A 22,665-nucleotide genomic window follows, 5' to 3' on the forward strand; every position below is an offset into this window, starting at 1 on the left:
GGGGTGCCGCGGTCAGGCGGCCTGCGCCACGAGGGCCGCCTGCTCGTCGGCGGCCTGCTCGGCCTGGACGAGCGGGTTGGGCTTGGCGCTCTTGAGGGCGATGACGATCACGGCCATGACGACCATGCCGATCGCGACGGCGGCGAGGAACCCGAGCGGGTTGCCGATGAGCGGCAGCACCCAGATCCCGCCGTGCGGGGCGCGCAGCGTGCAGCCGAACGCCATGACGAGCGCACCGGTCGTGGCGGAGCCGGCGATCGACGACACGATCACGCGCCACGGGTCGGCGGCGGCGAACGGGATCGCCCCCTCGGAGATGAACGACGCCCCGAGCAGCCACGCGGCCTTGCCGTTCTCCTGCTCGGCGTGCGTGAACAGCTTCTTGCGGACGACGGTCGCGAGCGCCATCGCGAGCGGCGCGACCATGCCCGCGGCCATCACGGCGGCCATGACCTTGTACTGCGTGGCGTCGGCGTCGAGGCCCTCGGTCGCCAGGCCGGTCACGGCGAACGTGTACGCGACCTTGTTGATCGGGCCACCGAGGTCGAAGCCCATCATCGCGCCGAGCAGCAGGCCGAGGAGCACGAGGTTGGAACCGGACAGGCCGTTGAGCCACGAGCTCAGCCCGTCCATGAGCGACGCGATCGGGCGACCGATGATCACGAACATCACGAGGCCGACGACGAACGACGAGAGCAGCGGGATCACCACGACGGGCATCACGCCGCGCACGCCCTTCGGGACCTTCCAGCGCGCGATCCACAGGGCGACGAAGCCCGCGAGGAAGCCGGTGACGAGGCCGCCGAGGAACCCGGCGCCGACGAGCACGGAGATCGACCCGCCGACGAACCCGGGCACGAGGCCGGGCCGGTCGGCGATCGCGTACGCGATGAACCCGGACAGCACCGGGACGAGGAACCCGAACGCGACGCCGCCGGTGCGGAACAGCAGCACCGCCCAGTCCTGCAGCGACACGACGTTGAACGAGGTCATGAGGTCGTCGAGCGGGACCTCGGTGACGCGCACGACGCCCTCGTCGCCCCACGCGAGCTGCGCGAGCATGAACGACAGGGCGATGAGGATCCCGCCCGCGGCGACGAACGGGATCATGTACGACACGCCCGTCATGAGCCACTGCCGGATCCGCGTGCCGACGCCCGCGTTGGCGTCCACCTTGGTCGTGGGGCCGACAGGTCCGGTGCCGGGCGCGTGGCCGGTCGCGGCGGGTGCGGGCACGCCGGACTCGACGGCCGCGATCGCGGCGGCGATGACGCCCGGGGCGTCGTGCACGGCCTTCTTGACGCCGACGTCGACGAACGGCTTGCCGGCGAACCGGTCCTTGTCCTTGACCTCGAGGTCGGCGGCGTAGATCACGCCGTCGGCGTCGGCGATGACGCGCGGGTCGAGCGGCATCGAGCCGGCGGCACCCTGCGTCTCGACGGCGACCTCGTGGCCGGCGGCGCGGCCGGCCTGCTCGAGGGCCTCCGCGGCCATGTAGGTGTGCGCGATCCCCGTGGGGCACGAGGTGACGGCGACCAGCTTCATGCGGGCACCACCTCTCGGGTGACGATCTCGGCGACGGTGGCGGCGTCCGGCGCCTCCTTGAGCGACGTCCGGAACGACTCGTGCACGAGCCGCCGGGCGAGCGCGGCGAGGATCTGCAGGTGGGCGCTGTCCCCGGAGTCGGGGGCGGCGATGAGGAAGACGAGCGTCGCGGGCCCGTCAGGCGCGCCGAAGTCGACGCCGCCGGGCACCTTGCCGACGGCGAGGCTGGGCGCGGTCACGTGCGCCGAGCGGGCGTGCGGCAGGCCGATGCCGCCGGGCATGCCGGTCGCCATCTGCTCCTCGCGGGCACGCACGTCGGCGTGGAACCCGTCGGCGTCGGTCACGCGACCGGCGGCGGCGAGCAGGTCGATCAGCTGGCGGGTCGCGTCGTCGCGGTCCGTCGCGACGAGGTCGACGGCGACCAGGTCGGCGGTGATGAGGGGGGTGGTCACGTCACAGCTCCTTCAGCGCGGTACGGGGGTCAGGGTTCTCGACGACCTGGACGGCGTCGACGTCGATCTGGTCGGGGGTGGGGACCGCGGTCCCGGGAAGCAGGACCGCGGCCCTGCCGAACGCGACGGCGCGACGCAGACGCGTGGGGGCGTCGCCCTCGCCTGCGATGAAGCCCGCGAGCGTGGTGTCGCCCGCGCCGACGGTGGACAGCGGGACGAGCGGCGGGCCACCGGCCCACCAGTGGTGCCGGGCGGTCACGAGCAGCGCGCCGTGCGCACCGAGGCTCACGAGCACGGCGCGGGTGCCCGCGTCGATGACCTCGCGCGCCGCGTCGACGACGTCGCCGACCGTGACGAGCTCGTGGCCGACGAGCTCCGCGAGCTCCTCGTCGTTGGGCTTGACGAGCGTGAGCCCGCCCGAGCGGACGGCCCGCGTCAGCGGCACGCCCGAGGTGTCGAGCGCGAACGGCACGCCGTGCCGGGCGGCGAGCCCGGCGACCTGGACGAAGAAGCACTCGGAGGCCCCCCGCGGCAGCGACCCGGCACTCACGAGCGCGGCGGGCTGGGTCGTCAGCTGCTGCTCGACGGCCCGCAGCAGCGCGTCGCCCTCGTCGTCGGTGAGCCGCGGACCGGGCGCGTTGACCTTCGTGGTCGCGCCGCCGGCCTCGACGAGCGTGAGGTTCGTGCGGGTGTCCTCGGCGATCGGGACGGGCAGCGCGGGGACGCCCTGCTCGCCCAGCAGCTCGACGAGCCGCGCCCCGTCGGCGCCGCCGACGGGGAGGACCGCGAGCGTCGGGACGCCGTGCGCCATGAGCACCCGGGACACGTTGATGCCCTTGCCGCCGGGGTGCACCCACGCGCCGTCGGCACGGTTGACCTCGCCGACGGCGAGCCGGTCGACCTGCAGCGCGCGGTCGAGGCTCGGGTTGGGCGTGAGCGTGAGGATCATGCGCGCACCACCCGCGTCCCGGCGGCCTCGATCTCGTCGACGAGCTCGGGCTCCGCACCGGTGTCGGTCACGAGCGTGTCGACGGCCGAGAGCGGCACGACGTGCGCGAAGTCGACCCGCCCCAGCTTGGTGTGGTCCGCGAGCACGACGGTCCGGCGCGCGTTGGTGACCAGGGCGCGCTTGACCGCCGCCTCGGCGAGGTCCGGCGTGGTCAGGCCGTGCTCGACGGACAGCCCGTTGGTGCCGACGAACGCGACGTCGGCGTGGATGTCCGCGAGCGCCCGGACGGCCCACGTGCCCACCGCGGCGAGCGTGCGGCCGCGGACCGTGCCGCCGACGAGGTGCAGCGTGATGCCCGGGCGCGTCGCGAGGACGGTGGCGACGGGCAGCGCGTGCGTCACGACGGTGAGCTCACGGTCGGTCGGCAGGAGCTCCGCGAGGCGGACGGTCGTGGTGCCCGCGTCGAAGATGACGGCGCCGCCGTCGGGCAGCTCGTCGAGCGCGGCCTTCGCGATGCGCTCCTTCTCCCCCGCCAGGACGCCCTCACGGTCCGCGATGCCGGGCTCGAAGCCGAGGCGCTCGACGGGGATCGCGCCGCCGTGCACGCGCCGCAGGAGGCCGTGCCGCTCGAGCGCGGTGAGGTCTCGGCGGATCGTCTCGGGCGTGACGTCGAGCTCGTCGGCGAGGGCGGTGACGTCGACCCGACCCTCGGCGCGGGCGCGAGCCAGGATCTGCTGGTGCCGCTCCGGTGCGTACACGCTGCCTCCGTGTGCCGGACACCGCGTCCGTCGCGATGTCTGATGCGTCCAGAGTCCGCCTCTCACCCTGCCATGTCAAGAGATTCGGGCCCATTCGGACTTAAACAGACGCCTACCTGGGCAGATCCGGGCATCGTCCTGCCCGCGATGCGGACCTGCCGCGCATGTCCGACTCCGACTGGGAGTCGCGCGCCGGGAAACGGACATGATCGGACAGGGCGGCCGGACGACGCACGACGCGGGCGACGACGGAGACGACGGACGCCCGCCCCGGCGGACCGGGACGGGCGTCGTCGAGAGGTGACGGAGGTCAGTGCGGCTGGTACGGCGAGACCACGACCTCGACCCGCTGGAACTCCTTGAGGTCCGAGTAGCCGGTCGTCGCCATCGCCCGCTTGAGCGCCCCGACGAGGTTGAGCGTGCCGTCCGCGGTGTGCCCCGGGCCGAACAGGATCTGCTCGAGCGAACCGGCCGTGCCGACCTCGACGCGCTCGCCGCGCGGCAGGTGCGGGTGGTGCGCCTCGGGACCCCAGTGCCAGCCCCGACCCGGCGCCTCGGTCGCGCGCGCGAGCGCCGCCCCGAGCATCACGGCGTCCGCGCCGCACGCGATCGCCTTCACGAGGTCGCCCGAGCGGCCCACGCCGCCGTCGGCGATGACGTGCACGTACCGGCCGCCCGACTCGTCGAGGTAGTCGCGACGCGCCGCCGCCACGTCCGCGACGGCCGTCGCCATCGGCGCGTGGATGCCGAGCGAGACCCGCGTCGTGTGCGCCGCTCCCCCGCCGAAGCCGACGAGCACGCCCGCGGCACCCGTGCGCATGAGGTGCAGCGCCGCCGTGTAGGTCGACGCGCCGCCGACGATCACCGGGACGTCGAGCTCGTAGATGAAGCGCTTGAGGTTGAGCGGCTCCGCACGGCCCGACACGTGCTCGGCCGACACCGTCGTGCCGCGGATGACGAACAGGTCGACGCCCGCGTCGACCACGGTCCGCCACAGTTCCTGCGTGCGCTGCGGCGACAGCGCGCCCGCGACCGTCACGCCGGCCGCCCGGACCTCCTTGAGCCGCTGGCTCACGAGCTCGGGCTGGATCGGCGCGGAGTAGATCTCCTGCATGCGGGCCGTCGCGCGCGCCGCGTCGAGCGTCGCGATCTCCGCGAGCAGCGGCGCCGGGTCCTCGTACCGCGTCCAGAGACCCTCGAGGTCCAGCACACCCAGACCGCCGGCCTGGCCGAGCGCGACCGCGGTGGCGGGGCTCATCACCGAGTCCATCGGCGCCGCGAGCACCGGCAGGTCGAAGTGGTAGGCGTCGATCTGCCAGCCGACCGAGACCTCCTCCGGGTCCCGCGTCCGCCGCGACGGGACGACCGCCACGTCGTCGAAGGAGAAGGCCCGCCGCCCGCGCTTCCCGCGCCCGATCTCGATCTCGTTGCTCACCGGACCAGGTTACCGGCGCCACGTGGGGCTCCGGCGCGCGCCGTGTCGGTGCGCGGTGCTGTCGGTGGTCGGTGCGATCCTGGCGAAGCGGGCGGCACCACGAGCCCGCCACCGCCAGGCGCTCGCGCCGCGCGGTGAGCACGCCGGACGGACGAAGGACGCACGATGGGCTGGAACGACGGACCCCTGCTGGGCTTCGACACGGAGACCACGGGGCTCGACGTCGACCGCGACCGCATCGTCACCGCCGCCCTGGTCCGCCGCGACACCTCCGGAACGCACGTCCGCACGTGGCTGCTGAACCCCGGCGTCGACATCCCGGAGCCCGCGGCGGCGATCCACGGCGTCAGCACCGAGCACGCGAAGGCGCACGGCATGCCGCCCAAGGTCGCGCTCGACGAGATCGCCGCCGAGCTCGCCGAGGCCTTCCGCGCGGGCGTCCCGGTCGTGGCCTACAACGCCGCGTTCGACCTGTGCCTGCTCGACGCCGAGCTGCGCCGCCACCGGCTCCCGACGCTCCCCGACCGGCTGCTCGGCGCCGCCCGCCCGGTCATCGACCCGCTCGTGCTCGACCGCGCCGAGGACCGCGAGCGCGAGGGCAAGCGCAAGCTCGTCGACCTGTGCGGCGTCTACGAGGTCGTCGAGTCGGGCGACCTGCACAACGCCGACGTGGACGTCGTCGCGACGCTCGACGTGCTCGAGCGGATCGTCGGGCGCTTCCCGCACCTCGCCGACCTGGACCTCGACACGCTCCACGAGTACCAGGTGACCGCGCACCGCGCGTGGGCGGAGAGCTTCAACGCGTGGCGCACCGAGAAGGGCCTCGTCGGCCCGGGCGCCGAGCCGACGTGGCCCGCGCGCGAGCCTGTCGGCACCCTCTGGTAGCCAGGCGGGCACGACGACGCCCGGGCCCCCACGTGCGGGACCCGGGCGTCGTCGGGCGTCAGCGGTGCGAGCTGTAGTTGGGCGCCTCGACCGTCATCTGGATGTCGTGCGGGTGGGACTCCTTGAGCCCGGCCGCGGTGATCCGCACGAACTGGCCCTTGGTCTGCAGCTCGGGGATGGTGTGCGCGCCGACGTAGAACATCGACTGGTGCAGCCCGCCGATGAGCTGGTGCGCGACCGCCGCGAGCGGGCCGCGGTACGGCACCTGCCCCTCGATGCCCTCGGGGACGATCTTCTCGTCGGTCGTGACGTCGGCCTGGAAGTACCGGTCCTTCGAGTACGACACGCGCCCGCGGGACGCCATCGCCCCGAGCGAGCCCATGCCGCGGTAGTGCTTGAACTGCTTGCCGTTGACGAAGACGAGCTCGCCCGGCGACTCGTCGCAGCCCGCCAGCAGCGAGCCGAGCATCACCGTGTCGGCCCCCGCGACGAGCGCCTTCGCGATGTCGCCCGAGTACTGCAGGCCGCCGTCGCCGATGACCGGCACCCCGGCGGGCCTGCACGCCTGCGCCGCGTCGTAGATCGCCGTGACCTGCGGGACGCCGACGCCCGCGACGACGCGCGTCGTGCAGATCGAGCCCGGGCCGACGCCGACCTTCACGGCGTCCACGCCAGCGTCGACGAGCGCCTGCGCGCCCGCGGTCGTCGCGACGTTGCCGCCGATGACCTGGACCGCGCGCGTCGACGGGTCGGTCTTGAGGCGCCGCACCATGTCGAGCATGAGCCGCGCGTGCCCGTTCGCGGTGTCGACGACGAGCACGTCGACGCCCGCGTCGACGAGGGCCGTCGCGCGCTCCCACGCGTCGCCGAAGAACCCGATCGCCGCACCGACGACGAGGCGGCCCTCGCCGTCCTTGGTCGCGTCGGGGTACTGCTCGGACTTCACGAAGTCCTTGACGGTGATGAGCCCGCGCAGGACGCCCGCGTCGTCGACGAGCGGCAGCTTCTCGATCTTGTGCTTCGCGAGCAGCGCCGCCGCGTCGTCGCGCGCGATCCCGACGGGTGCGGTGACGAGCGGCATGGGCGTCATGACCTCGTGCACGCGGCGGTGCTCGAAGTCGGCGGCGGGGACGAACCGCAGGTCGCGGTTCGTGATGATGCCGACGAGCCGGTCCTGCGCGTCCACGACCGGGAGGCCCGACACGCGGTAGGTGCCGCACAGGCGGTCGAGCTCGGCGAGCGTCGCGTCGGGCGAGACGGTCACGGGGTCGGTCACCATGCCGGACTCGGAGCGCTTGACGCGGTCGACCTGGTGCGCCTGGTCCTCGATCGACAGGTTGCGGTGCAGGATCCCGATGCCGCCCTGGCGGGCCATCGCGATCGCCATGCGCGACTCGGTGACGGTGTCCATCGCCGCCGACAGCAGCGGGACGCGCACCGAGATCTCGCGCGTGAGCCGGGAGGTCGTGTCGACCTCGCTCGGGATCACGTCCGTCTCCCCCGGGAGGAGCAGGACGTCGTCGTACGTGAGCCCGATCCGCGCGAAGGGGTCGGTCGGCGAGGGGGTGCCCGTCATCGGTCCAGGATACGTCCCGCGACGGGCAGCACCGGCCCCCCGGTCCGCCCCCCGGACGCCGCCCCGACGCCCGCAGGGACGTCGGGACCGCGACCGCTCGTCAGCGGATGAGCCCCCGACGCAGGCCGATCGCGACCGCCTGCGCGCGGTCCTTCGCCCCGAGCTTGCGGAACAGCCGGCGCGCGTGCGTCTTGACCGTGTCCTCGGAGAGGAACAGCTCGGCACCGATCTGCGCGTTCGACCGGCCGTTGCTCATGCCGACCAGCACCTCGACCTCGCGCTTCGTCAGCGGCGCCGGCCCGGGCTCGGACGACGCCGGAGCGCCGTCGTTGCCGTCGACCGTGCCACCGACGGGGCGCGACCCGTCCATCCCGGACCCGCCGATCGGCGTCGGCACCTCGACCGTCGCCCGCGGACCCTGCACCGGCAGCACCGCGCTCGCGAGCACGTGCGCGGCCACCGCCGACAGCTCCGCGCGGCCCACGTCGGGCGCGAGGAAGCCACGCGCACCGAGCTGCAGCGCCCGGTCGAGCGCGACCGAGTCGTCGGGGTTGGCCAGCAGCACCACCGCGGCCGACGGCGAGACGGCACGCAGCCGTCGGATCGCCTCGGTGGCGCCGGGTGCCGGCAGGTGCGCGTCCAGCAGGACGACCGTCGGCGGGACCCTGCGTGCCAGCGTGATCAGCTCGTCCACCGACGCCGCCGCTCGCACCGGAGTGAGAGCAGGCACACCGATGGAGGTCACCACCAGGCGCTCGCGGATCACCGCTGAGCCGTGACAGACCACGACTCCCGCCATCGTTCCTCCTGTTGCCCAGACCGTCTCGTACGCCCGTCAGCTCCGACGGGCGGCGCGGCCCCTGCCGACCGGTCCGTCATCCGAACGGTTGTTCAACACGGATATCGGTCGGCGCGCACGCAGACGTTAGCCCGCCAGGGCACTCCTGCGCCTCCCCCTGCCCCGGTTCCTCCCGCCGCGGGGGCTCCTGGAGGGGAATGTCCACTGGGCCGGACGGGGGACACCCGGGGGGTCGACGGGCCTCGCCCGGCCGGGTGAGGGCCGTCGTCCGGACCCGGTGCACGCCGTCCGAGCGCCGTCGCGCCCGCCCGCCCGGGCACGCCGTCAGACGCCGTCGGCGGGGGCCGCGACCGCGAGCACCTCGTGCAGGAGGCCGGTGAACGTGCGGGCGCGGTGCACGTGCCGCTCGACGGGCACGTGCCGGTGCGCGCTGTCGGGCAGCATGACGAACTGCGGCAGGTCGGGCCGGTCGTGCGCGAGCCGCACGACGACCTCGAGGTCGGGCTCGGCGCGGCGCCCCACGGTGACGACGGCCCGCGCGCGCGTCATCGCGACGAGCTCGGACGCGTGGTGCGCGGTGACGGGCCCGCCGACCAGCCGCCCGTCGACACCCCTCTCGACGAGCGCGCCGGCGAGCGCGTGCGCGACGAGCGGTCGCTCCTCGCCGGGCGGCACGAGCACCAGGACGACCGGGCTGCCCGCGGCCGGCGGGTCGACGGTCGCGTCGCGCAGCGCGGCGGACGCTGCGGCGCGCACGGTGAGCGCGGCGTCGACCCCGGGCCGGTCGACCACGGTCCGGCGCGCGAGCTGGGTGAGCGCGGGCTCGACGAGGTCGGTCCACCAGCGTGCGACGGCGCCAGGCGTGCCGGTCGCGAGCGCGAGGAGCCGCGCGCAGCGGTCGGCGTCGTCCGCGAGCGCGGCGTCGACGACGGCCGTGGGGCTCGCGTCGGGGTGCGGGGCGACGGGGCGGACGCGGTGGCCGTGCTCGGCGGTCACGTCGGTCGCGAGCGCGAGACGCGCGGCCTCGCCGGGCGCGACCCCCTCGAGCGTGAGGCGCCGCATGACGAGCAGCCGTTCGACGTCGTGGGCGCTGTACCGGCGGTGCGCGCCCGCGGAGTGCTCGGAGGGCCCGAGCCCGTAGCGGCGGTCCCAGGTCCGCAGGGTCGCCGGCGCGACGCCGAGCCGGCGCGCGACGGCCGCGACGGCGAGCGCGGGGGCTCCCGCGTCGGGCGCCGTGGTCGTGGGCGTCGAGACGTCCTCGTCGGCGGGCATGACGCGATTGTGCCAGTGCTGCCGGGGTCGCCGTGCGGTGACGACGGCGACGCGCGGACCGGACCGCGCCAGCCGACCTGGGCGTCCGCTCAGAAGCGCGTCATCACACGATCGTGCGAAGCAGTCTTGAACAACTTCTGGCGCGGTTGTAGCGTTCAGGCCATCGCACCACCCGCACACCCTGCGGAGTGCCGCACGACCCGAGCTACCGAGCGCGCTGGAGCCCACGGCCCGCCGACTCGGATTGACTGAGGAGGACGCATGGCGGAGATCTCGCGGTTGCCCGGACCGGTGATGGACCTGTGGGAGTGGCAGTTCGAAGGCGCGTGCCGCGACGCCGACCAGGACCTGTTCTTCCACCCCGAGGGCGAGCGTGGGTCGGCACGTCGGCGCCGTGCGGAGGCCGCGAAGGCCATCTGCGCGACGTGCCCCGTGCTCAAGGAGTGCCGTGAGCAGTCGCTCGCGGTGCGCGAGCCCTACGGCGTGTGGGGCGGCCTGTCCGAGGACGAGCGGGCCGCGATCCTGGCGCAGCGCAACGGTCGCCGCGCGGTCGTCTGACCGCCGACCCACCGGTACGACGAAGGCCCCCGACCAGCAGGTCGGGGGCCTTCGTGGTGCCCGGCGCCGTCAGGGACGCGCGCCGGGCACCGTCAGATCACTTGACGACGACCGCGAGGATGTCGCGGGCCGAGAGGATCAGGTACTCCTCGCCGGCGTACTTGACCTCGGTGCCGCCGTACTTCGAGTAGATCACCTTGTCGCCGACGGCCACGTCGAGCGGGATCCGGTTGCCGTTGTCGTCGACACGACCCGGACCCACCGCCAGGACCTCGCCCTCCTGGGGCTTCTCCTTGGCGCTGTCCGGGATGACGAGACCCGAGGCCGTCGTCGTCTCCGCGTCGAGCGTCTTGACGACGATCCGGTCCTCGAGGGGCTTGATGGAGACCGACACAGCGGACCTCCCCTTCGCATGTGAGTCGTATTCGAGCTGTCCGAGCGCACCGACTCACGTCGTCGCGGGTGCCGTGACCAGGTGCGCAACTGGCACACTCATACCGAGAGTGCCAGCTCCTCACTCTAGGAACGGGTTAGCACTCGGTCAAGGCGAGTGCCAACGTCACGGCGTGGCGCGGACACCGACGACCCTGGCCCCGCCGTCCGGCGGCCGCCGCGCGGCCCGGCAGGCCGTGGAAGGATCGCCCGCATGGACGCCGCCGGCCTCACCGCGCTGCTCAGCCCTCAGGGATGGGCGCTGCTCTCGGCGCTCCCGCCGTACGACGAGCAGCGGGCGATGGCCCTGTCCGCGCGCCTGCACGCCGAGGGGCTCGACCCCGCGCTCGTCGCCGCCGCGCTCACGCAGTCCCGGCTGCGGGCCCGCGCCCGCGCGAAGCTCGGCGACTTCGCCGACGGGATGCTGTTCACCGCCGCGGGCCTCGAGCAGGCGACGCGGCTCACCGTCGCGGCCCACCACGCGCGGCGCTACCGCGACGCCGGCACGACCCGCGTCGCCGACCTCACGTGCGGCATCGGCGCCGACGCGATGGCGTTCGCGGGCATGGGGCTCGCGGTGCTCGCGACCGACGTCGACGAGGCCACGGCCGCGATCGCGACCGTCAACCTGCGGCACTTCCCCGACACCGAGGTGCGGCACGCCGACGGGCTCACGCTCGACCTCGCGGCCGAGGGCGTCGACGGCGTGTACGCCGACCCGGCGCGCCGCACGTCGTCGGGCAGCCGCGTGTTCGACCCCGGCGCCTACGCCCCGCCGCTCGACGCGGTGCTCGCGCTGCGCGACCGCGTCCCCGCGCTCGGGCTCAAGCTCGGGCCCGGCGTCCCGCACTCCGCGCTCCCGGCCGACGCGCAGGCGCAGTGGGTGTCCGTCGACGGCGACGTCGTCGAGGTCGGGCTCTGGTTCGGCCCGCTCGCGCCCGAGGGGCCCGGACGCTCGGCGCTCGTGCTGTCGGGGACGACGGCGCACACCATCGGCACCGGTCCCGACGGCCCCGCGCACGCGTCCGCCGGACCCGTCGGCGCGTACCTCTACGAGCCCGACGGTGCCGTCATCCGGGCCGGGCTCGTGGGCGACGTCGCCCAGCGGGTGCGCGGGACGCTCGTGGACCCGACGATCGCCTACGTGACGTCCGACGAGCTGCACGACGAACCCGTCGCCACCGCGTACCGCGTGCTCGACACGATGCCGTTCGGCCTCAAGCGGCTGCGCACGTACCTGCGCGAGCGTGGCGTCGGGCGGCTGACCATCAAGAAGCGCGGCACGGCCGTCGTCCCCGAGCAGCTGCGCAAGCAGCTCGACCTGCGCGGCGACGCCGAGGCGACCGTCGTGCTCACCCGCGTCGCCGGGCACCAGCAGGTGCTCGTCGTGGAGCGCGTCTGATGGCCGCGCCCGTCACGCTTCCGTTCGCGCGGTCCGCGCGGTCGAGCGTCGGGCTCGAGTGGGAGGTCGCGCTCGTCGACGCCGACTCGGGCGACCTGCGGCAGGCCGCGCAGGCCATCTTCGACACGGTCCGGCCCAACGACGGGTCCGAGCACCCCCACATCAAGCAGGAGCTGCTGCTCAACACCGTCGAGATCGCGTCGGGCGTGTGCCGCACCGTGGGCGAGGCCGGGGCCGACCTGCGCCGCGCGCTCGACGAGGTCGGGGCCGCCGCCGAGCCGCTGCGCATCGAGCTCATGGGTGGCGGCACGCACCCCTTCGCGAACTGGGCGCAGCAGAAGGTCACCGACAAGCAGCGGTACGCGACGCTCATCGACCGCACGCAGTGGTGGGGCCGGCAGATGCTCATCTACGGCGTGCACGTGCACGTCGGCATCGAGGACCGCGACAAGGTCCTGCCGTTGTCCCGGGCGATGCTCACCGTCTTCCCGCACCTGCAGTCGCTGTCCGCGTCGTCGCCGTTCTGGGGCGGGAAGGACACCGGCTACGCGTCCAACCGCGCGCTGCTGTTCCAGCAGCTGCCGACTGCCGGGCTGCCGTTCGGGTTCGAGCGGTGGGAGCAGCTCGAGCAGTACGTCGGCGACATGATGCACACGGGCGTCATCGACCAGTTCGACGAGGTCCGGTGGGACGTCCGGCCGTCGCCGCGGTTCGGGACGCTCGAGATGCGCGTCGCCGACGGCGCGACCAACCTGCTCGAGGTCACCGCGATCTCGGCCCTCACGCACTGCTTCGTCGAGCACTTCTCGTCCATGCTCGACCGCGGCGAGACGCTGCCCGCGCTGCCGCCGTGGTTCGCGCAGGAGAACAAGTGGCGCTCGGCCCGGTACGGGATGGACGCGATCATCATCACGAACGCCGCCGGGGACGAGGAGCTCGTCACCGACGCCGTCGGCCGCTGGCTCGTCGAGCTCGCGCCCGTCGCCGAGCGGCTCGGGTGCAGCGAGGAGCTCGACCAGGTGCGCGTCATCCTGCGCCGCGGCGCGTCGTACCAGCGGCAGCGCGCCGTCGCGCGCAGGAACGCGGGCGAGCTCGACGCGGTCGTCCGCTCGCTCGTCGCCGAGCTCAGGGCGGGCCGCCCGCTCTAGGGCCGTGGGGCTGACGCGGGGTGTCGTCGCCGGTCAGGGCAGGCGGGTCGCGGCGAGGTCGTCCCAGCGGACCGTCGTCGGGCCGTTCGTCGTCGACGAGCTGAGGTAGGCCATGAGACGCACGCCGCCCGCGGTCTGCAGGCCCGCCGTCGCGTCGGTCGCGGTGTACTGCCACGTCGTCGGCTCGGGGGTGCCGTCGAGCCAGGCGCGCGTACGGACCGTCGTCGGCGCGGTGCCCTGGACCTGCACGCGCACGTGGAGCCGCGCCCCCGGCGTCAGCACGACACCGGGCAGCGTGTTGCCCGTGAGGACCGTCCCCGACCGCTCGGTGTGCAGCTGCACGCCGCCGCCCGCGAGCACCTTGACCCGCGCGCCGTAGTCGGCCGAGCCGACCACGCGGCCGGACACCGTGGCGTAGAGCGGGCCGTTCGGCACGGTGTCGAGCGCGAGCGTCGTGTGCACGTCCGTCGCCGTCGCCGCGACCGCCGCGGAGCCGAGCGTCGCGGTGAGGGTGGCGCCCGCCGGCACCTGCATCGCGCCCGTCCCGGCACCGACGGAGAACCGGGTCGAGCCGCCGCCCACGGTCCACGCGCCGCCCGTGTCGGCGTTCCCCCACCCCCCGGCCACGGCGCGCCCGAAGGCGTCGGCGGCGAGCGTCGTCGCGGGTGGCGGTGGCGGTGGGGCCGTGACGGTGACCGCGCGCGTCGTCGACGCGGTCGCACCGTCGTCGTCCGTGACGGTCAGCGTGACGGTGTACGTGCCCGCCGCGGCGTACGTGCGCGACGCGGTCGTGCCGGTCGCCGTGCTGCCGTCGCCGAACGACCAGGTGCGGGACACGACCGTCCCGTCGGCGTCGGTCGAGCCCGCCGAGTCCACGGCGACCGTGAGGTCGGTGGTCGCCGCCGTGAACGCCGCGACGGGCGCCTGGTTCGGCGGCGGGGGCGGCGGGGTCGTGCCGATCGACGTCACCACGAGGTCGTCCCAGCGGGTCGTGAGCGCGCCGCCGGTCGTCGTGGAGCTCACGTACGTCATGAGCCGCACGCCCCCCGCGCCCTGGAGCGCCGCGGTCGCGTCGGTCGCGGTGAACTGCCACGCCGTCGGCTCCGACTGCCCGTCCTCCCACGCACGCACCCGCACGACGGTCGGTGACGTGCCCTCGACCTGCGTGCGGACCCGCAGCCGCTCGCCCGCGGTGAGCGCGACGCCGGGCAGCGTGCCGCCCGTCAGGACCGTGCCGGAGCGCTCGGTGTGCAGCTGCACAGCGCCGCCCGCGAGCACCTTGACGCGTGCGCCGTAGTCGCCCGACCCGACGACGCGTCCCGACACCGTCGCGTACAGGGCGTTGCTCGGGATCCGGTCGAGCGCGACGGTCGTCGTCACGTCGGTCGCCGTCGACGACACCCCGCCGAGCGTCGCGGTCACCGTGCCGCCCGGGAGCGGCGACTGCTGGCCCGTCCCGCCGCCCACGGCGAACCGTGCGGCCCCGCCGCCGACCGACCAGGGTCCACCCGTGTCGGCGCTGCCCCAGCCGCCCGTCAGGGTCCGCCCGAACGCGTCGGCGGCGAGCGGTCCGGGCTGCGGGTCGGGCGGGGTGCCCGTCATCGCGTAGGGCAGCGTGAACTGGCTGTCGGCGTCGGTCTCGTAGCGGTCGAGCGTCGGTGAGTACGTCGTCGCGCGGATCTCGTCGGCCGCCGGGTCGAACGTGTAGTAGCGCAGCCAGCCGTCGCCGCCGTTGGCGCGGTCCTGGTAGTCGGTGAGCACCGCGTGCACGGGCTGCCCGCACGCGTTGGTGTCGGTGCGGCGCGCCTCGCCGAGGTCGCCCTCGCTGAAGTGCCCCGACACGACGAGGAAGACCGAGCACGACGGGCGGACGAGCTCCTCCCAGATCGCGCGGCCGCTGTTGCCGCCGTCGGCGCGCGCGACCTGCGTCGTGAGCCCGCCCGCGGTGTCGACGTAGGAGTGCGTCGCGACGATCGCGCGGCGCTCGGGGTAGGCGGCGAGCACCCGACGCCCCCAGTCGAGCGCGTAGTCCGGCGCGTTCATCTCGAGGCTGAGCAGCAGGAAGTCCATGCCGCCCGCGGTGAACAGCGCGAACGAGTCCATGTTCTGCCGGTCGACGGGATCGGGTCCGAACAGCCCCTGGCCGAGGTACCCGCCGTACGACGCCGTGGCGCCGTTCCAGGACGCGTTCGCGTACCGGCTCGGCGGGAAGTACTGCCGGTAGAGCGGCGCCTCGCCGGTCGTGAGGTCCATGTCGTGGTTTCCCGGCAGCACGGCGTTCGGCACGCCCGCCGCGTCGAGCACGGCCATGTGCTGCGACGCGCGCTGCCACTGCACGTCGGCGGTGTCGACGCCCACGAGGTCGCCCACCTGGGACACGAAGGCGATGTCGAGGTCGTCGGCGTGGTCGGCGATCCACCGCGTCTGGACGCCCATCGTCGCCTGGTTCGCGGACGTGCTCACGTAGTTCTGCGTGTCGGGCAGCACCACGAGCGTGAAGGGAGCCGGCTCGGCGGCGCTCGCGGGGGCGGCGGCAAGACCCCCGCCGACGAGGCCCGCGACGAGCAGCAGGACGACGGCCGCGCGGCGTCGGCGTCGTGCCTCGCGATGGACGACCGCAGGCACGTGCGCCGGGGCGTGCGGACGGGCCGGGCGCGCGTGCCGGGCGCTGCGGGCGGAGGGGTGGTCGGCGGGGCGGTCGTGCGGGGGCATGGCGACTCCTGGGCTCCCGTCCAGTGGATCGGTCGGGGCAAACCGTGTCAATCACCCGGAAAAGGGTCGCGCGGGTGATGTCATCGCCTGCTACTTGTCATTGCCTACTAGTAGGCATAGCCTTCCCACGTGGACGACGACCGCGATCCCCAGCTCCTCAAGGGCGTGCTGCCCATGCTCGTGCTCGCCGCCCTGCGGCAGGGCGAGTCCTACGGGTACGAGCTCGTCACGCGTCTCCAGGACGCCGGGCTCACCGAGCTCGCCGCGGGGACGCTCTACCCCGTTCTCAACCGGCTCGAGCGCGAGGGTCGCGTGTCGTCCCGGCTCGTCGCCTCGCCGTCGGGCCCGGCGCGCAAGTACTACCTGCCGACCGAGGCGGGGACGACCGAGCTCGCGCGCGCCCAGCGCTCGTGGCTGCGCCTCGCCGCCACCGTCGCGCGCGTGCTCGACACCGCCACCCCGACCGATCCCGACGCCGCTCCCGCGCCGCCCACCGACGACCACCGGAGGACCCCATGACCAGCCTCTCGCTCCGCGACCGCCTCGTCCGCGAGGCGTACCTCACGCGCTTCTCCTGGGCCGTCCAGGACCACCCGCACGACCATGCGCTGGTCCGCGACGTCCGCCGCGAGGTCACCGCGACCGCCGACCAGATCGGCATGCGGGCCGCGGTCGCCGGCCTCGGCCACCCGCGCGTGCTCGCCGAGGGCTACCTGGCCGAGCTCGGGCGGCGCACGCCGCGCTGGGCCACGGGCGGCGTCTGGGCCGGGCTCGCGGTCGGCGCGCTGGTCTACCTCGCGCTGGCCTACACGCTCGGCACGCTCGACACGCTGCTCGACCTCGGCGGCGGCACGCTCACGCGCACGACGCTGGGCGCCACCACCCAGTACACGGCGACGGCCGACGCGCTCGGGGTCGAGACCTCGCTGTCCTGGCAGTGGCTCCTGCTGGGGGCCGGCGTGTCCGCCGTGGCGTTCGCCCTCGGCTCGCGCGCGTGGCGCGTGTGGACGCCCGCCTGAGGGGTCCGGTCAGACGAGGACCTGCGTGAGCGGCATCGACGAGTCGACGGGCAGGTCGAGCGACGACGGCGGCATCCCGCGGCGGACGACGGCCGACCCGAGCGCCGCGATCATCGCGCCGTTGTCGGTGCAGTACCGGATCGGCGGGATCCGCAGGTCGATGCCCGCCTCCGCGCAGCGCTTCGCGGCCATGTCGCGCAGCTGCGAGTTCGCCGAGAACCCGCCGCCGACGACGAGCGTCGAGACGCCGTGCGCGCGGCACGCGGCGATCGTCTTGGCGGTGAGCACGTCAGCGACGGCCTCCGCGAACGACGCGGCGACGTCGGGCAGCGGGATCTCCTCCCCCGCGTCCTGCCGCGCCTCGACCCAGCGGGCCACGGCCGTCTTCAGCCCGGAGAACGAGAAGTCCGTCGCGTGCTTCGCCTGGTCCTTGGGGGCCGTCAGGCCGCGCGGGAACCGGATCGCGTGCGGGTCGCCCTCGCGCGCGAGGCGGTCGATGTGCGGGCCGCCGGGGTACGGCAGGCCCAGCAGGCGGCCGACCTTGTCGAAGGCCTCGCCGGCGGCGTCGTCGAGCGTCGAGCCGAGCTCGGACACGTGCACGGTGTCGTCGATCAGCAGCAGCGACGAGTGGCCGCCCGACACGACGAGGGCCATGACACGCTCGGGGAACGGGCCGTCGACGAGCTCGTCGACGACCGCGTGACCGATCACGTGGTTGACCCCGTACAGCGGCTTGTCGAGCGCGAGCGCGAGCGCCTTCGCGGCGGACGCGCCGACCGTCAGCGGCCCGACGAGGCCGGGGCCGGCGGTGACGGCGATCGCGTCGACCTCGCCGAGCGACACGTCGGCGGTCGCGAGCGCGCGCTCGATCGTCGGGACCATGGCCTCGAGGTGGGCGCGCGAGGCGATCTCGGGGATGATCCCGCCGAACCGCGCGTGCTCGTCGACCGAGCTCGCGACGGCGTCGACCAGCAGGTCGTGGCCGCGGACGAGGGCCACGCCGGTCTCGTCGCAGGACGTCTCGATCCCGAGGACGAGGGGCTGGGCGCCGGTCGCAGACATGTGCTCCAGGATAGGTGGGCCGACGGTGTGAGCAGGCTCACGGCCGCGCCATGGAATCCCGCGCGCTAGTTGATGATTCAACGACACATGACCACCGACACGACCGTCCTGGACGGCCTCGACTTCCCGACGCCCGACCTCGCCGTCTCCGACGACGTGGCCGACCTCCTCTTCCGCGAGGCGCGCACCATCGGCGCCTTCACCTCCGACGAGGTCACCGACGAGCAGATCGCCGCCGTGTACGACCTGGTCAAGTGGGGCCCGACCGCCCTCAACACCACGCCGCTGCGCCTGCTCGTGGTCCGCAGCCCCGAGGCCCGCGCCCGGCTCGCCGCGCACATGGCCGAGGGCAACCGCGAGCGCGTCCTCGCCGCGCCCGTCTCGATCGTGCTCGCCGCGGACCCCGGCTTCCACGCGCACCTGCCCGTCCTCGCGCCGCACATGGCCGCACTCGCCGACGCGCTCGAGCCGCAGGTCGAGCAGCGCGAGCAGATGGCCCGCACGAACGCACTCCTGCAGGCCGGGTACTTCATCGTCGGCCTGCGCGCCGCCGGCCTCGACGCCGGCCCCATGGGCGGCATGGACGCCGACGCGATCGACGCCGACCTGCTCGCCGGCACCGGCTGGCGCTCGCTGTTCGTCGTCAACGTCGGCCACCGCGAGGGCGAGGGCACGCACTACCCGCGCGCGCCGCGCCTCACCTACGCGCAGACCTCGCGCACGGTCTGACCCACCGGGCCCGGCGGGCGTCCTGCGACGCCCGCCACCCGGGCCCGCGCGGCGTCGACGGTCCTCCGACCGTCGGCGCCGCTGCCGTCACGCCCCCGTGGCGACCGGGCGAGCCGGGTCGTTCGACCACTGCGACCACGACCCCGGGTACAGCGCGGCGTCGATGCCGACCGCGGCGAGCGCGGCCACCTGGTGCGCGGCGGTGACGCCCGAGCCGCAGTAGACGGCCACGCGTCGGCCCGCCTCGACGCCGAGCGCGCGGAAGCGTTCCCGGAGCGCCTCGTCCGGGAGGAACACGCCGCCGTCCGTGAGGTTCTCCGCCGTCGGTGCGCTCACCGCACCGGGGATGTGCCCCGCCCGCGGGTCGACCGGCTCGAACTCGCCCAGGAACCGCGGACGCGCGCGCGCGTCGAGCAGCGGTCCGTCCCAGGACGCGGCGTCGTCGGCGTCGATGGTCGGCAGCGCGCCCGTGGACAGCACCACGTCGCCGGGCTCCGCCGCGACCGGACCGGCCTCCAGCGGGAGCCCCGCCGACTGCCAGCCCGCGAGCCCGCCGTCGAGCAGCCGGACCTCCGTCAGGCCGGCCCACCGCAGCAGCCACCACGCGCGCGCCGCCGACGTGCCGCCCGCGTCGTCGTAGACCACGACCGGGCGGTCGTCGCGGACGCCCCAGCGCCGCGCGGCCTCCTCGAGGTCCGCGACCGCCGGCAGCGGGTGACGCCCCTCCTCCGGGCTCGGCATGGACGCGAGCTCGGTGTCGAGGTCGACGTAGACGGCGCCCGGCAGGTGCCCCGCGAGGTACTGCTCGTGGCCGTCGTCGCGCCCCAGCGCCCACCGGACGTCCAGCAGCACGGGCGGCTCGTCGCCGGCGAGGCGCGCGGACAGCTCCACCGGGTCGACGAGCACCGCCTCGCGGGTCGTCGCACGTGCCGTCCGCTGCTCCGTCATGGTGCCTCCCCGTCGTCGCGGCGCAGGTCGAGCCGCATGGTCCATGCGTCGGCATTCTCCGGCTGGTAGTACCCGCGCCGCAGGCCGAGCCGTTCGAACCCCGCGCTCTCGTACAGCCGGAGCGCCGGCTCGTTGTCGACGCGGACCTCGAGGAGCGCCGCACGGGCGCGCAGCTCGCGCCCGCGCGTCAGCAGCGCGGTCAGCAGGAGCCGCCCGACGCCCCGGCCCTGGTGGGCGACGTCCGTGCCGATCGTCATGACCTGGACGTCCTCACCGTCGAACCACAGGCCCGCGTAGCCGACGAGGTCGCCCGCGGCGTCCTGCGCGCCGACGTACCAGCGGCCGGGGCCGACGATCTCCTCCAGCAGCGACTGCGCCGACCACGCGCCCGCGCCGAACAGCTCGTCCTCCATCCGGACCAGCGCCGGCACGTCCTGCGTCGTCAGCGCGCGGAGCTCGACGCCCGGCGCTCCCGCGGTCATCCGAGCACGCGCTTGCGGCTCGCGGCGGGGGTCACGTCGGGGCGGCGCAGGTACAGCGGCGTGGTGGGCAGGTCCTCGCCGCGCGCGGAGCGCTGCGCGGCGAGCGTCGCGAGGGCCGCCGGGTCCGGGTCGACCAGGCCGCGGTCCTCGAGGTCGTCGTCCGCGCCGAGCACGGGGTACAGCAGCGCCCCGCGCCCGACGACGACGGCACCCGCGGCCCGCTCGTCGGCGGCCACGTCGTCGGCGGCACCGACCTCGGGTGCGACGAGCACCTCGATCCCGCCCGCGCCGTCCGTGCGGTACAGCGACCAGTAGACCTCGCGACGGCGTGCGTCGGTCGCCACCAGCACGGTCGCGCCGGGGTCGAGGACGCGCGCGGCGGCGACGGCGACGGCGTCGAGGCTCGGCACGCCGTGCACGGGCACCCCGAGCGCGAGGCCCAGCGTGCGGGCCGTCACGAGCCCGACCCGCAGGCCGGTGAAGGGCGCGGGTCCGGTGCCGACGACGACCGACGTGAGCGCCGTCCGGTCGACGCGCGCGTCCGTCAGCACGGCGGCGACCATGGGCGCGAGCAGCTCGGCGTGGTGGCGCGGCTGGTCGTCGCTGCGGGCGGCCAGGACCGCACCGGAGTCGTCGAGGAGGGCGACCGCGACGGCCGCCGAGGTGTCGAGCGCGAGGACGGGCACGGCGTCAGCCTGCCACCGCGTCCGCGCCGGGGAGCGCGACGCCCGCCCAGCGGTCGCCGACCGCCCGCACCGTGACGACCCGCTCGCCCGCGGCGGCGTCCTCGTCGTCGGCCGGGTCGACCCCACCGCGGGGCCGGACGACCGTGACCTCGAGCCGGTCGGCCGCGAGGCCCTCGACCCAGCCCTCGCCCCACTCGACGACCGTCACGGCCTCGTCGAGGCTCGAGTCGAGGTCGAGCGCGTCGACCTCGTCGAGCGACGACAGCCGGTACGCGTCGACGTGCACGAGGCCCGGGCCGCGCGTGCCGTCCTGCCGCGGGAGGGGCGGGTGCTCGCGCGCGATGATGAACGTCGGCGACGCCACCTGCCCGCGGACGCCGAGCCCGACGCCGATCCCCTGCGTGAGCGTCGTCTTGCCCGCGCCGAGGTCGCCGGTCAGGACGACGAGGTCGCCCGCGCGCAGCACCTCCGCGAGCGCCCGCCCGTAGGCCCGCGTCGCGTCGCTGTCGGGCAGGTGCACCGTGGCCGTGGCTCCGGTCGTCACGGCGTCGGTCATCGGGCCACCTCCGAGGTGAGGGCGGGCGCGTCGCCCGCGGTCGTGCCGGCTGCCCCGGCGTCGGACGTGCTGCTGCCGGACGTCGCGGCGGTCGCGGTGCGGTCGGCGTCGCTGTCGACGTGCACGCGCGGGACGCGGGCGCCGACGCGCGTGACGATCTCGTAGGAGATGGTGCCCGCCGCGCGCGCCCAGTCCTCGGCGGTCGGGCCGCCGTCGCGGCCGGTGCCGAACAGCTCGACGCGGTCCCCGGCGACCTCGCGGGCGCCCGGACCGAGGTCGACGACGACCTGGTCCATGCACACGCGACCCGCGACGCCCAGGGTGCGCCCGCCGACCCGCAGCGGCCCGCCGGGCCGGTCCTGCGTGCCCGACGCGTGCCGCGGCACCCCGTCGGCGTACCCGACGGGCACGACGCCGACGACCGTGTCGTGCGGGGTCACGTACTGGTGCGCGTAGGAGATGCCGTGGCCCGCGGGGACGGCCTTGACCGTCGCGAGCTCGGCCTCGAACGTCATCGCGGGCACGAGCCCGAACTCCTCGGGACCACCGAGCTGCGGCACGGGCGACAGCCCGTACACCGCGATGCCGGGGCGCACGAGGTCGTGGTGGACCGCCGGGTCGGTGAGCGTCGCGGCCGAGTTGGCGAGGTGCCGCACCTCGACGTGCGCGCCCGCGGCCTCGACCGCCCGCACGGCGTCGGCGAACACGACGGCCTGCGCGCGGACGGTGGGGTGCGACGGCTCGTCGGCGAACGCGAGGTGCGACCAGACGCCGACGACCTCGACGGCGCCCTCCGCCTGCGCGCGCAGGGCGTCGGGGAGGAGCGCGTCGAGGTCCGCGGGCGTCAGCCCGTTGCGGCCGAGCCCGGTGTCGACCTTGAGGTGCACGCGCGCGGTCCGGCCGGCGGCACGCGCCGCGGCGACGACCTCGTCGAGCGCCCACGCCGCGGCGACGGACACGTCGACGTCGGCCTCGACGGCCTCCCGCAGCGGCGCGCCGGGCGCGTACAGCCACGTGAGCACGCGCGCGCCGACGATCCCCGCGCGACGCAGCGCGACGGCCTCCGCGACCTGCGCCGCACCCAGCCACGTCGCGCCGCCCTCGACCGCGGCCTGCGCGCTGGGGACGAGCCCGTGACCGTAGGCGTCGGCCTTGACGACCGCCATGACCTGCGCGGTCGGTGCGTGCGCCGCGAGGCTGCGCACGTTGCCGCGGATCGCGGCGAGGTCGACGACGGCACGCCCGGGGAACTGGCTCACG

The 22,665-nt window shown here is 75.0% G+C and carries 23 protein-coding genes; 7 read left to right on the forward strand and 16 right to left on the reverse strand.

The genetic code is table 11. The features are described from left to right. Positions 1–12: 12 nt before the first annotated feature. From OMK64_RS03805 to OMK64_RS03825, 5 genes are all read right to left on the reverse strand, one after another. Positions 13–1,545: a PTS fructose transporter subunit IIC gene (locus OMK64_RS03805; RefSeq protein ID WP_272726646.1), complete on the reverse strand. Its 1,533-nt coding sequence runs from the start codon at positions 1,543–1,545 to the stop codon at positions 13–15. Further along, positions 1,542–1,997 (reverse strand): PTS sugar transporter subunit IIA, encoded by a 456-nt coding sequence (locus OMK64_RS03810; RefSeq protein WP_272726647.1) that lies wholly within the window; start codon positions 1,995–1,997, stop codon positions 1,542–1,544. The genes OMK64_RS03805 and OMK64_RS03810 overlap by 4 nt, the downstream gene beginning before the upstream one ends. Before the next feature lies 1 nt (position 1,998). Beyond that, the gene (pfkB, locus tag OMK64_RS03815; RefSeq protein WP_272726648.1) at positions 1,999–2,946 is read right to left on the reverse strand and encodes a 1-phosphofructokinase; all 948 of its coding nucleotides are present in this window, start codon (positions 2,944–2,946) and stop codon (positions 1,999–2,001) included. After that, positions 2,943–3,704, reverse strand: a complete 762-nt coding sequence (locus OMK64_RS03820; protein ID WP_272726649.1) for a DeoR/GlpR family DNA-binding transcription regulator — start codon at positions 3,702–3,704, stop codon at positions 2,943–2,945. Before OMK64_RS03820 ends, pfkB begins: the two co-directional genes overlap by 4 nt. A gap of 310 nt (positions 3,705–4,014) precedes the next feature. Further along, positions 4,015–5,139 (reverse strand): GuaB3 family IMP dehydrogenase-related protein, encoded by a 1,125-nt coding sequence (locus OMK64_RS03825; protein ID WP_272726650.1) that lies wholly within the window; start codon positions 5,137–5,139, stop codon positions 4,015–4,017. 165 nt (positions 5,140–5,304) lie between these two features. Here OMK64_RS03825 and OMK64_RS03830 point away from each other — a divergent pair, with 165 nt between their 5' ends. Next, positions 5,305–6,024, forward strand: coding sequence for an exonuclease domain-containing protein (locus OMK64_RS03830; RefSeq protein WP_272726651.1), 720 nt, complete (start codon positions 5,305–5,307; stop codon positions 6,022–6,024). Positions 6,025–6,082: 58 nt separating this feature from the next. Here OMK64_RS03830 and guaB read toward each other — a convergent pair whose 3' ends face one another. From guaB to OMK64_RS03845, 3 genes are all read right to left on the reverse strand, one after another. After that, on the reverse strand, positions 6,083–7,600 hold the full coding sequence (gene guaB / locus OMK64_RS03835; protein ID WP_272726652.1) for an IMP dehydrogenase: 1,518 nt from the start codon (positions 7,598–7,600) through the stop codon (positions 6,083–6,085). Between the two features lie 100 nt (positions 7,601–7,700). After that, complete coding sequence (locus OMK64_RS03840; protein WP_445292845.1) at positions 7,701–8,294, reverse strand: response regulator transcription factor; 594 nt, start codon at positions 8,292–8,294, stop codon at positions 7,701–7,703. 429 nt (positions 8,295–8,723) lie between these two features. Beyond that, the gene (locus tag OMK64_RS03845) at positions 8,724–9,671 is read right to left on the reverse strand and encodes a MerR family transcriptional regulator (RefSeq protein ID WP_272726654.1); all 948 of its coding nucleotides are present in this window, start codon (positions 9,669–9,671) and stop codon (positions 8,724–8,726) included. A gap of 261 nt (positions 9,672–9,932) precedes the next feature. On the opposite strand from OMK64_RS03845, the gene OMK64_RS03850 reads away from it, so the two are divergent. Then, positions 9,933–10,229 carry a WhiB family transcriptional regulator gene (locus OMK64_RS03850; protein ID WP_013770232.1) on the forward strand — a complete coding sequence of 99 codons (297 nt, stop codon included), beginning with the start codon at positions 9,933–9,935 and terminating at the stop codon, positions 10,227–10,229. 97 nt (positions 10,230–10,326) lie between these two features. Here the strand turns inward: OMK64_RS03850 and groES are convergent, their stop codons facing one another. Further along, positions 10,327–10,623 carry a co-chaperone GroES gene (groES, locus tag OMK64_RS03855; protein ID WP_124343398.1) on the reverse strand — a complete coding sequence of 99 codons (297 nt, stop codon included), beginning with the start codon at positions 10,621–10,623 and terminating at the stop codon, positions 10,327–10,329. A gap of 252 nt (positions 10,624–10,875) precedes the next feature. On the opposite strand from groES, the gene OMK64_RS03860 reads away from it, so the two are divergent. Both OMK64_RS03860 and OMK64_RS03865 read left to right on the forward strand, forming a co-directional pair. Then, positions 10,876–12,063, forward strand: coding sequence for a class I SAM-dependent methyltransferase (locus OMK64_RS03860; protein ID WP_272726655.1), 1,188 nt, complete (start codon positions 10,876–10,878; stop codon positions 12,061–12,063). Further along, positions 12,063–13,211 (forward strand): glutamate--cysteine ligase, encoded by a 1,149-nt coding sequence (locus OMK64_RS03865; protein ID WP_272726656.1) that lies wholly within the window; start codon positions 12,063–12,065, stop codon positions 13,209–13,211. Before OMK64_RS03860 ends, OMK64_RS03865 begins: the two co-directional genes overlap by 1 nt. 33 nt (positions 13,212–13,244) lie before the next feature. Here OMK64_RS03865 and OMK64_RS03870 read toward each other — a convergent pair whose 3' ends face one another. Continuing rightward, complete coding sequence (locus OMK64_RS03870) at positions 13,245–15,923, reverse strand: PKD domain-containing protein (protein ID WP_272726657.1); 2,679 nt, start codon at positions 15,921–15,923, stop codon at positions 13,245–13,247. 129 nt (positions 15,924–16,052) lie between these two features. On the opposite strand from OMK64_RS03870, the gene OMK64_RS03875 reads away from it, so the two are divergent. Both OMK64_RS03875 and OMK64_RS03880 read left to right on the forward strand, forming a co-directional pair. Beyond that, entirely contained in the window at positions 16,053–16,442 is a 390-nt protein-coding gene (locus tag OMK64_RS03875; protein ID WP_272726658.1) for a PadR family transcriptional regulator, read from the forward strand. Beyond that, the gene (locus OMK64_RS03880) at positions 16,439–16,942 is read left to right on the forward strand and encodes a hypothetical protein (protein ID WP_272726659.1); all 504 of its coding nucleotides are present in this window, start codon (positions 16,439–16,441) and stop codon (positions 16,940–16,942) included. Before OMK64_RS03875 ends, OMK64_RS03880 begins: the two co-directional genes overlap by 4 nt. 9 nt (positions 16,943–16,951) lie before the next feature. Here OMK64_RS03880 and tsaD read toward each other — a convergent pair whose 3' ends face one another. Further along, entirely contained in the window at positions 16,952–18,004 is a 1,053-nt protein-coding gene (gene tsaD / locus OMK64_RS03885; protein ID WP_272726660.1) for a tRNA (adenosine(37)-N6)-threonylcarbamoyltransferase complex transferase subunit TsaD, read from the reverse strand. An 87-nt stretch (positions 18,005–18,091) separates the two neighbouring features. Between tsaD and OMK64_RS03890 the strand changes: the two genes are divergently transcribed. Further along, positions 18,092–18,733: a malonic semialdehyde reductase gene (locus OMK64_RS03890; protein ID WP_272726661.1), complete on the forward strand. Its 642-nt coding sequence runs from the start codon at positions 18,092–18,094 to the stop codon at positions 18,731–18,733. 87 nt (positions 18,734–18,820) lie between these two features. Here the strand turns inward: OMK64_RS03890 and OMK64_RS03895 are convergent, their stop codons facing one another. From OMK64_RS03895 to alr, 5 genes are read right to left on the reverse strand one after another with little or no spacing between them, the layout of a single operon-like run. Then, positions 18,821–19,681: a sulfurtransferase gene (locus OMK64_RS03895; RefSeq protein WP_272726662.1), complete on the reverse strand. Its 861-nt coding sequence runs from the start codon at positions 19,679–19,681 to the stop codon at positions 18,821–18,823. After that, the gene (gene rimI / locus OMK64_RS03900) at positions 19,678–20,163 is read right to left on the reverse strand and encodes a ribosomal protein S18-alanine N-acetyltransferase (RefSeq protein ID WP_272726663.1); all 486 of its coding nucleotides are present in this window, start codon (positions 20,161–20,163) and stop codon (positions 19,678–19,680) included. Before rimI ends, OMK64_RS03895 begins: the two co-directional genes overlap by 4 nt. Continuing rightward, positions 20,160–20,849 carry a tRNA (adenosine(37)-N6)-threonylcarbamoyltransferase complex dimerization subunit type 1 TsaB gene (gene tsaB / locus OMK64_RS03905; protein WP_272726664.1) on the reverse strand — a complete coding sequence of 230 codons (690 nt, stop codon included), beginning with the start codon at positions 20,847–20,849 and terminating at the stop codon, positions 20,160–20,162. The genes rimI and tsaB overlap by 4 nt, the downstream gene beginning before the upstream one ends. Before the next feature lie 4 nt (positions 20,850–20,853). After that, complete coding sequence (gene tsaE / locus OMK64_RS03910) at positions 20,854–21,405, reverse strand: tRNA (adenosine(37)-N6)-threonylcarbamoyltransferase complex ATPase subunit type 1 TsaE (RefSeq protein WP_272726665.1); 552 nt, start codon at positions 21,403–21,405, stop codon at positions 20,854–20,856. Next, positions 21,402–22,664 carry an alanine racemase gene (gene alr / locus OMK64_RS03915; RefSeq protein ID WP_374694055.1) on the reverse strand — a complete coding sequence of 421 codons (1,263 nt, stop codon included), beginning with the start codon at positions 22,662–22,664 and terminating at the stop codon, positions 21,402–21,404. Before alr ends, tsaE begins: the two co-directional genes overlap by 4 nt. Position 22,665: the final 1 nt, after the last annotated feature.

This window comes from Cellulomonas fimi, from assembly GCF_028527925.1.
GTDB lineage: Bacteria > Actinomycetota > Actinomycetes > Actinomycetales > Cellulomonadaceae > Cellulomonas > Cellulomonas fimi_C.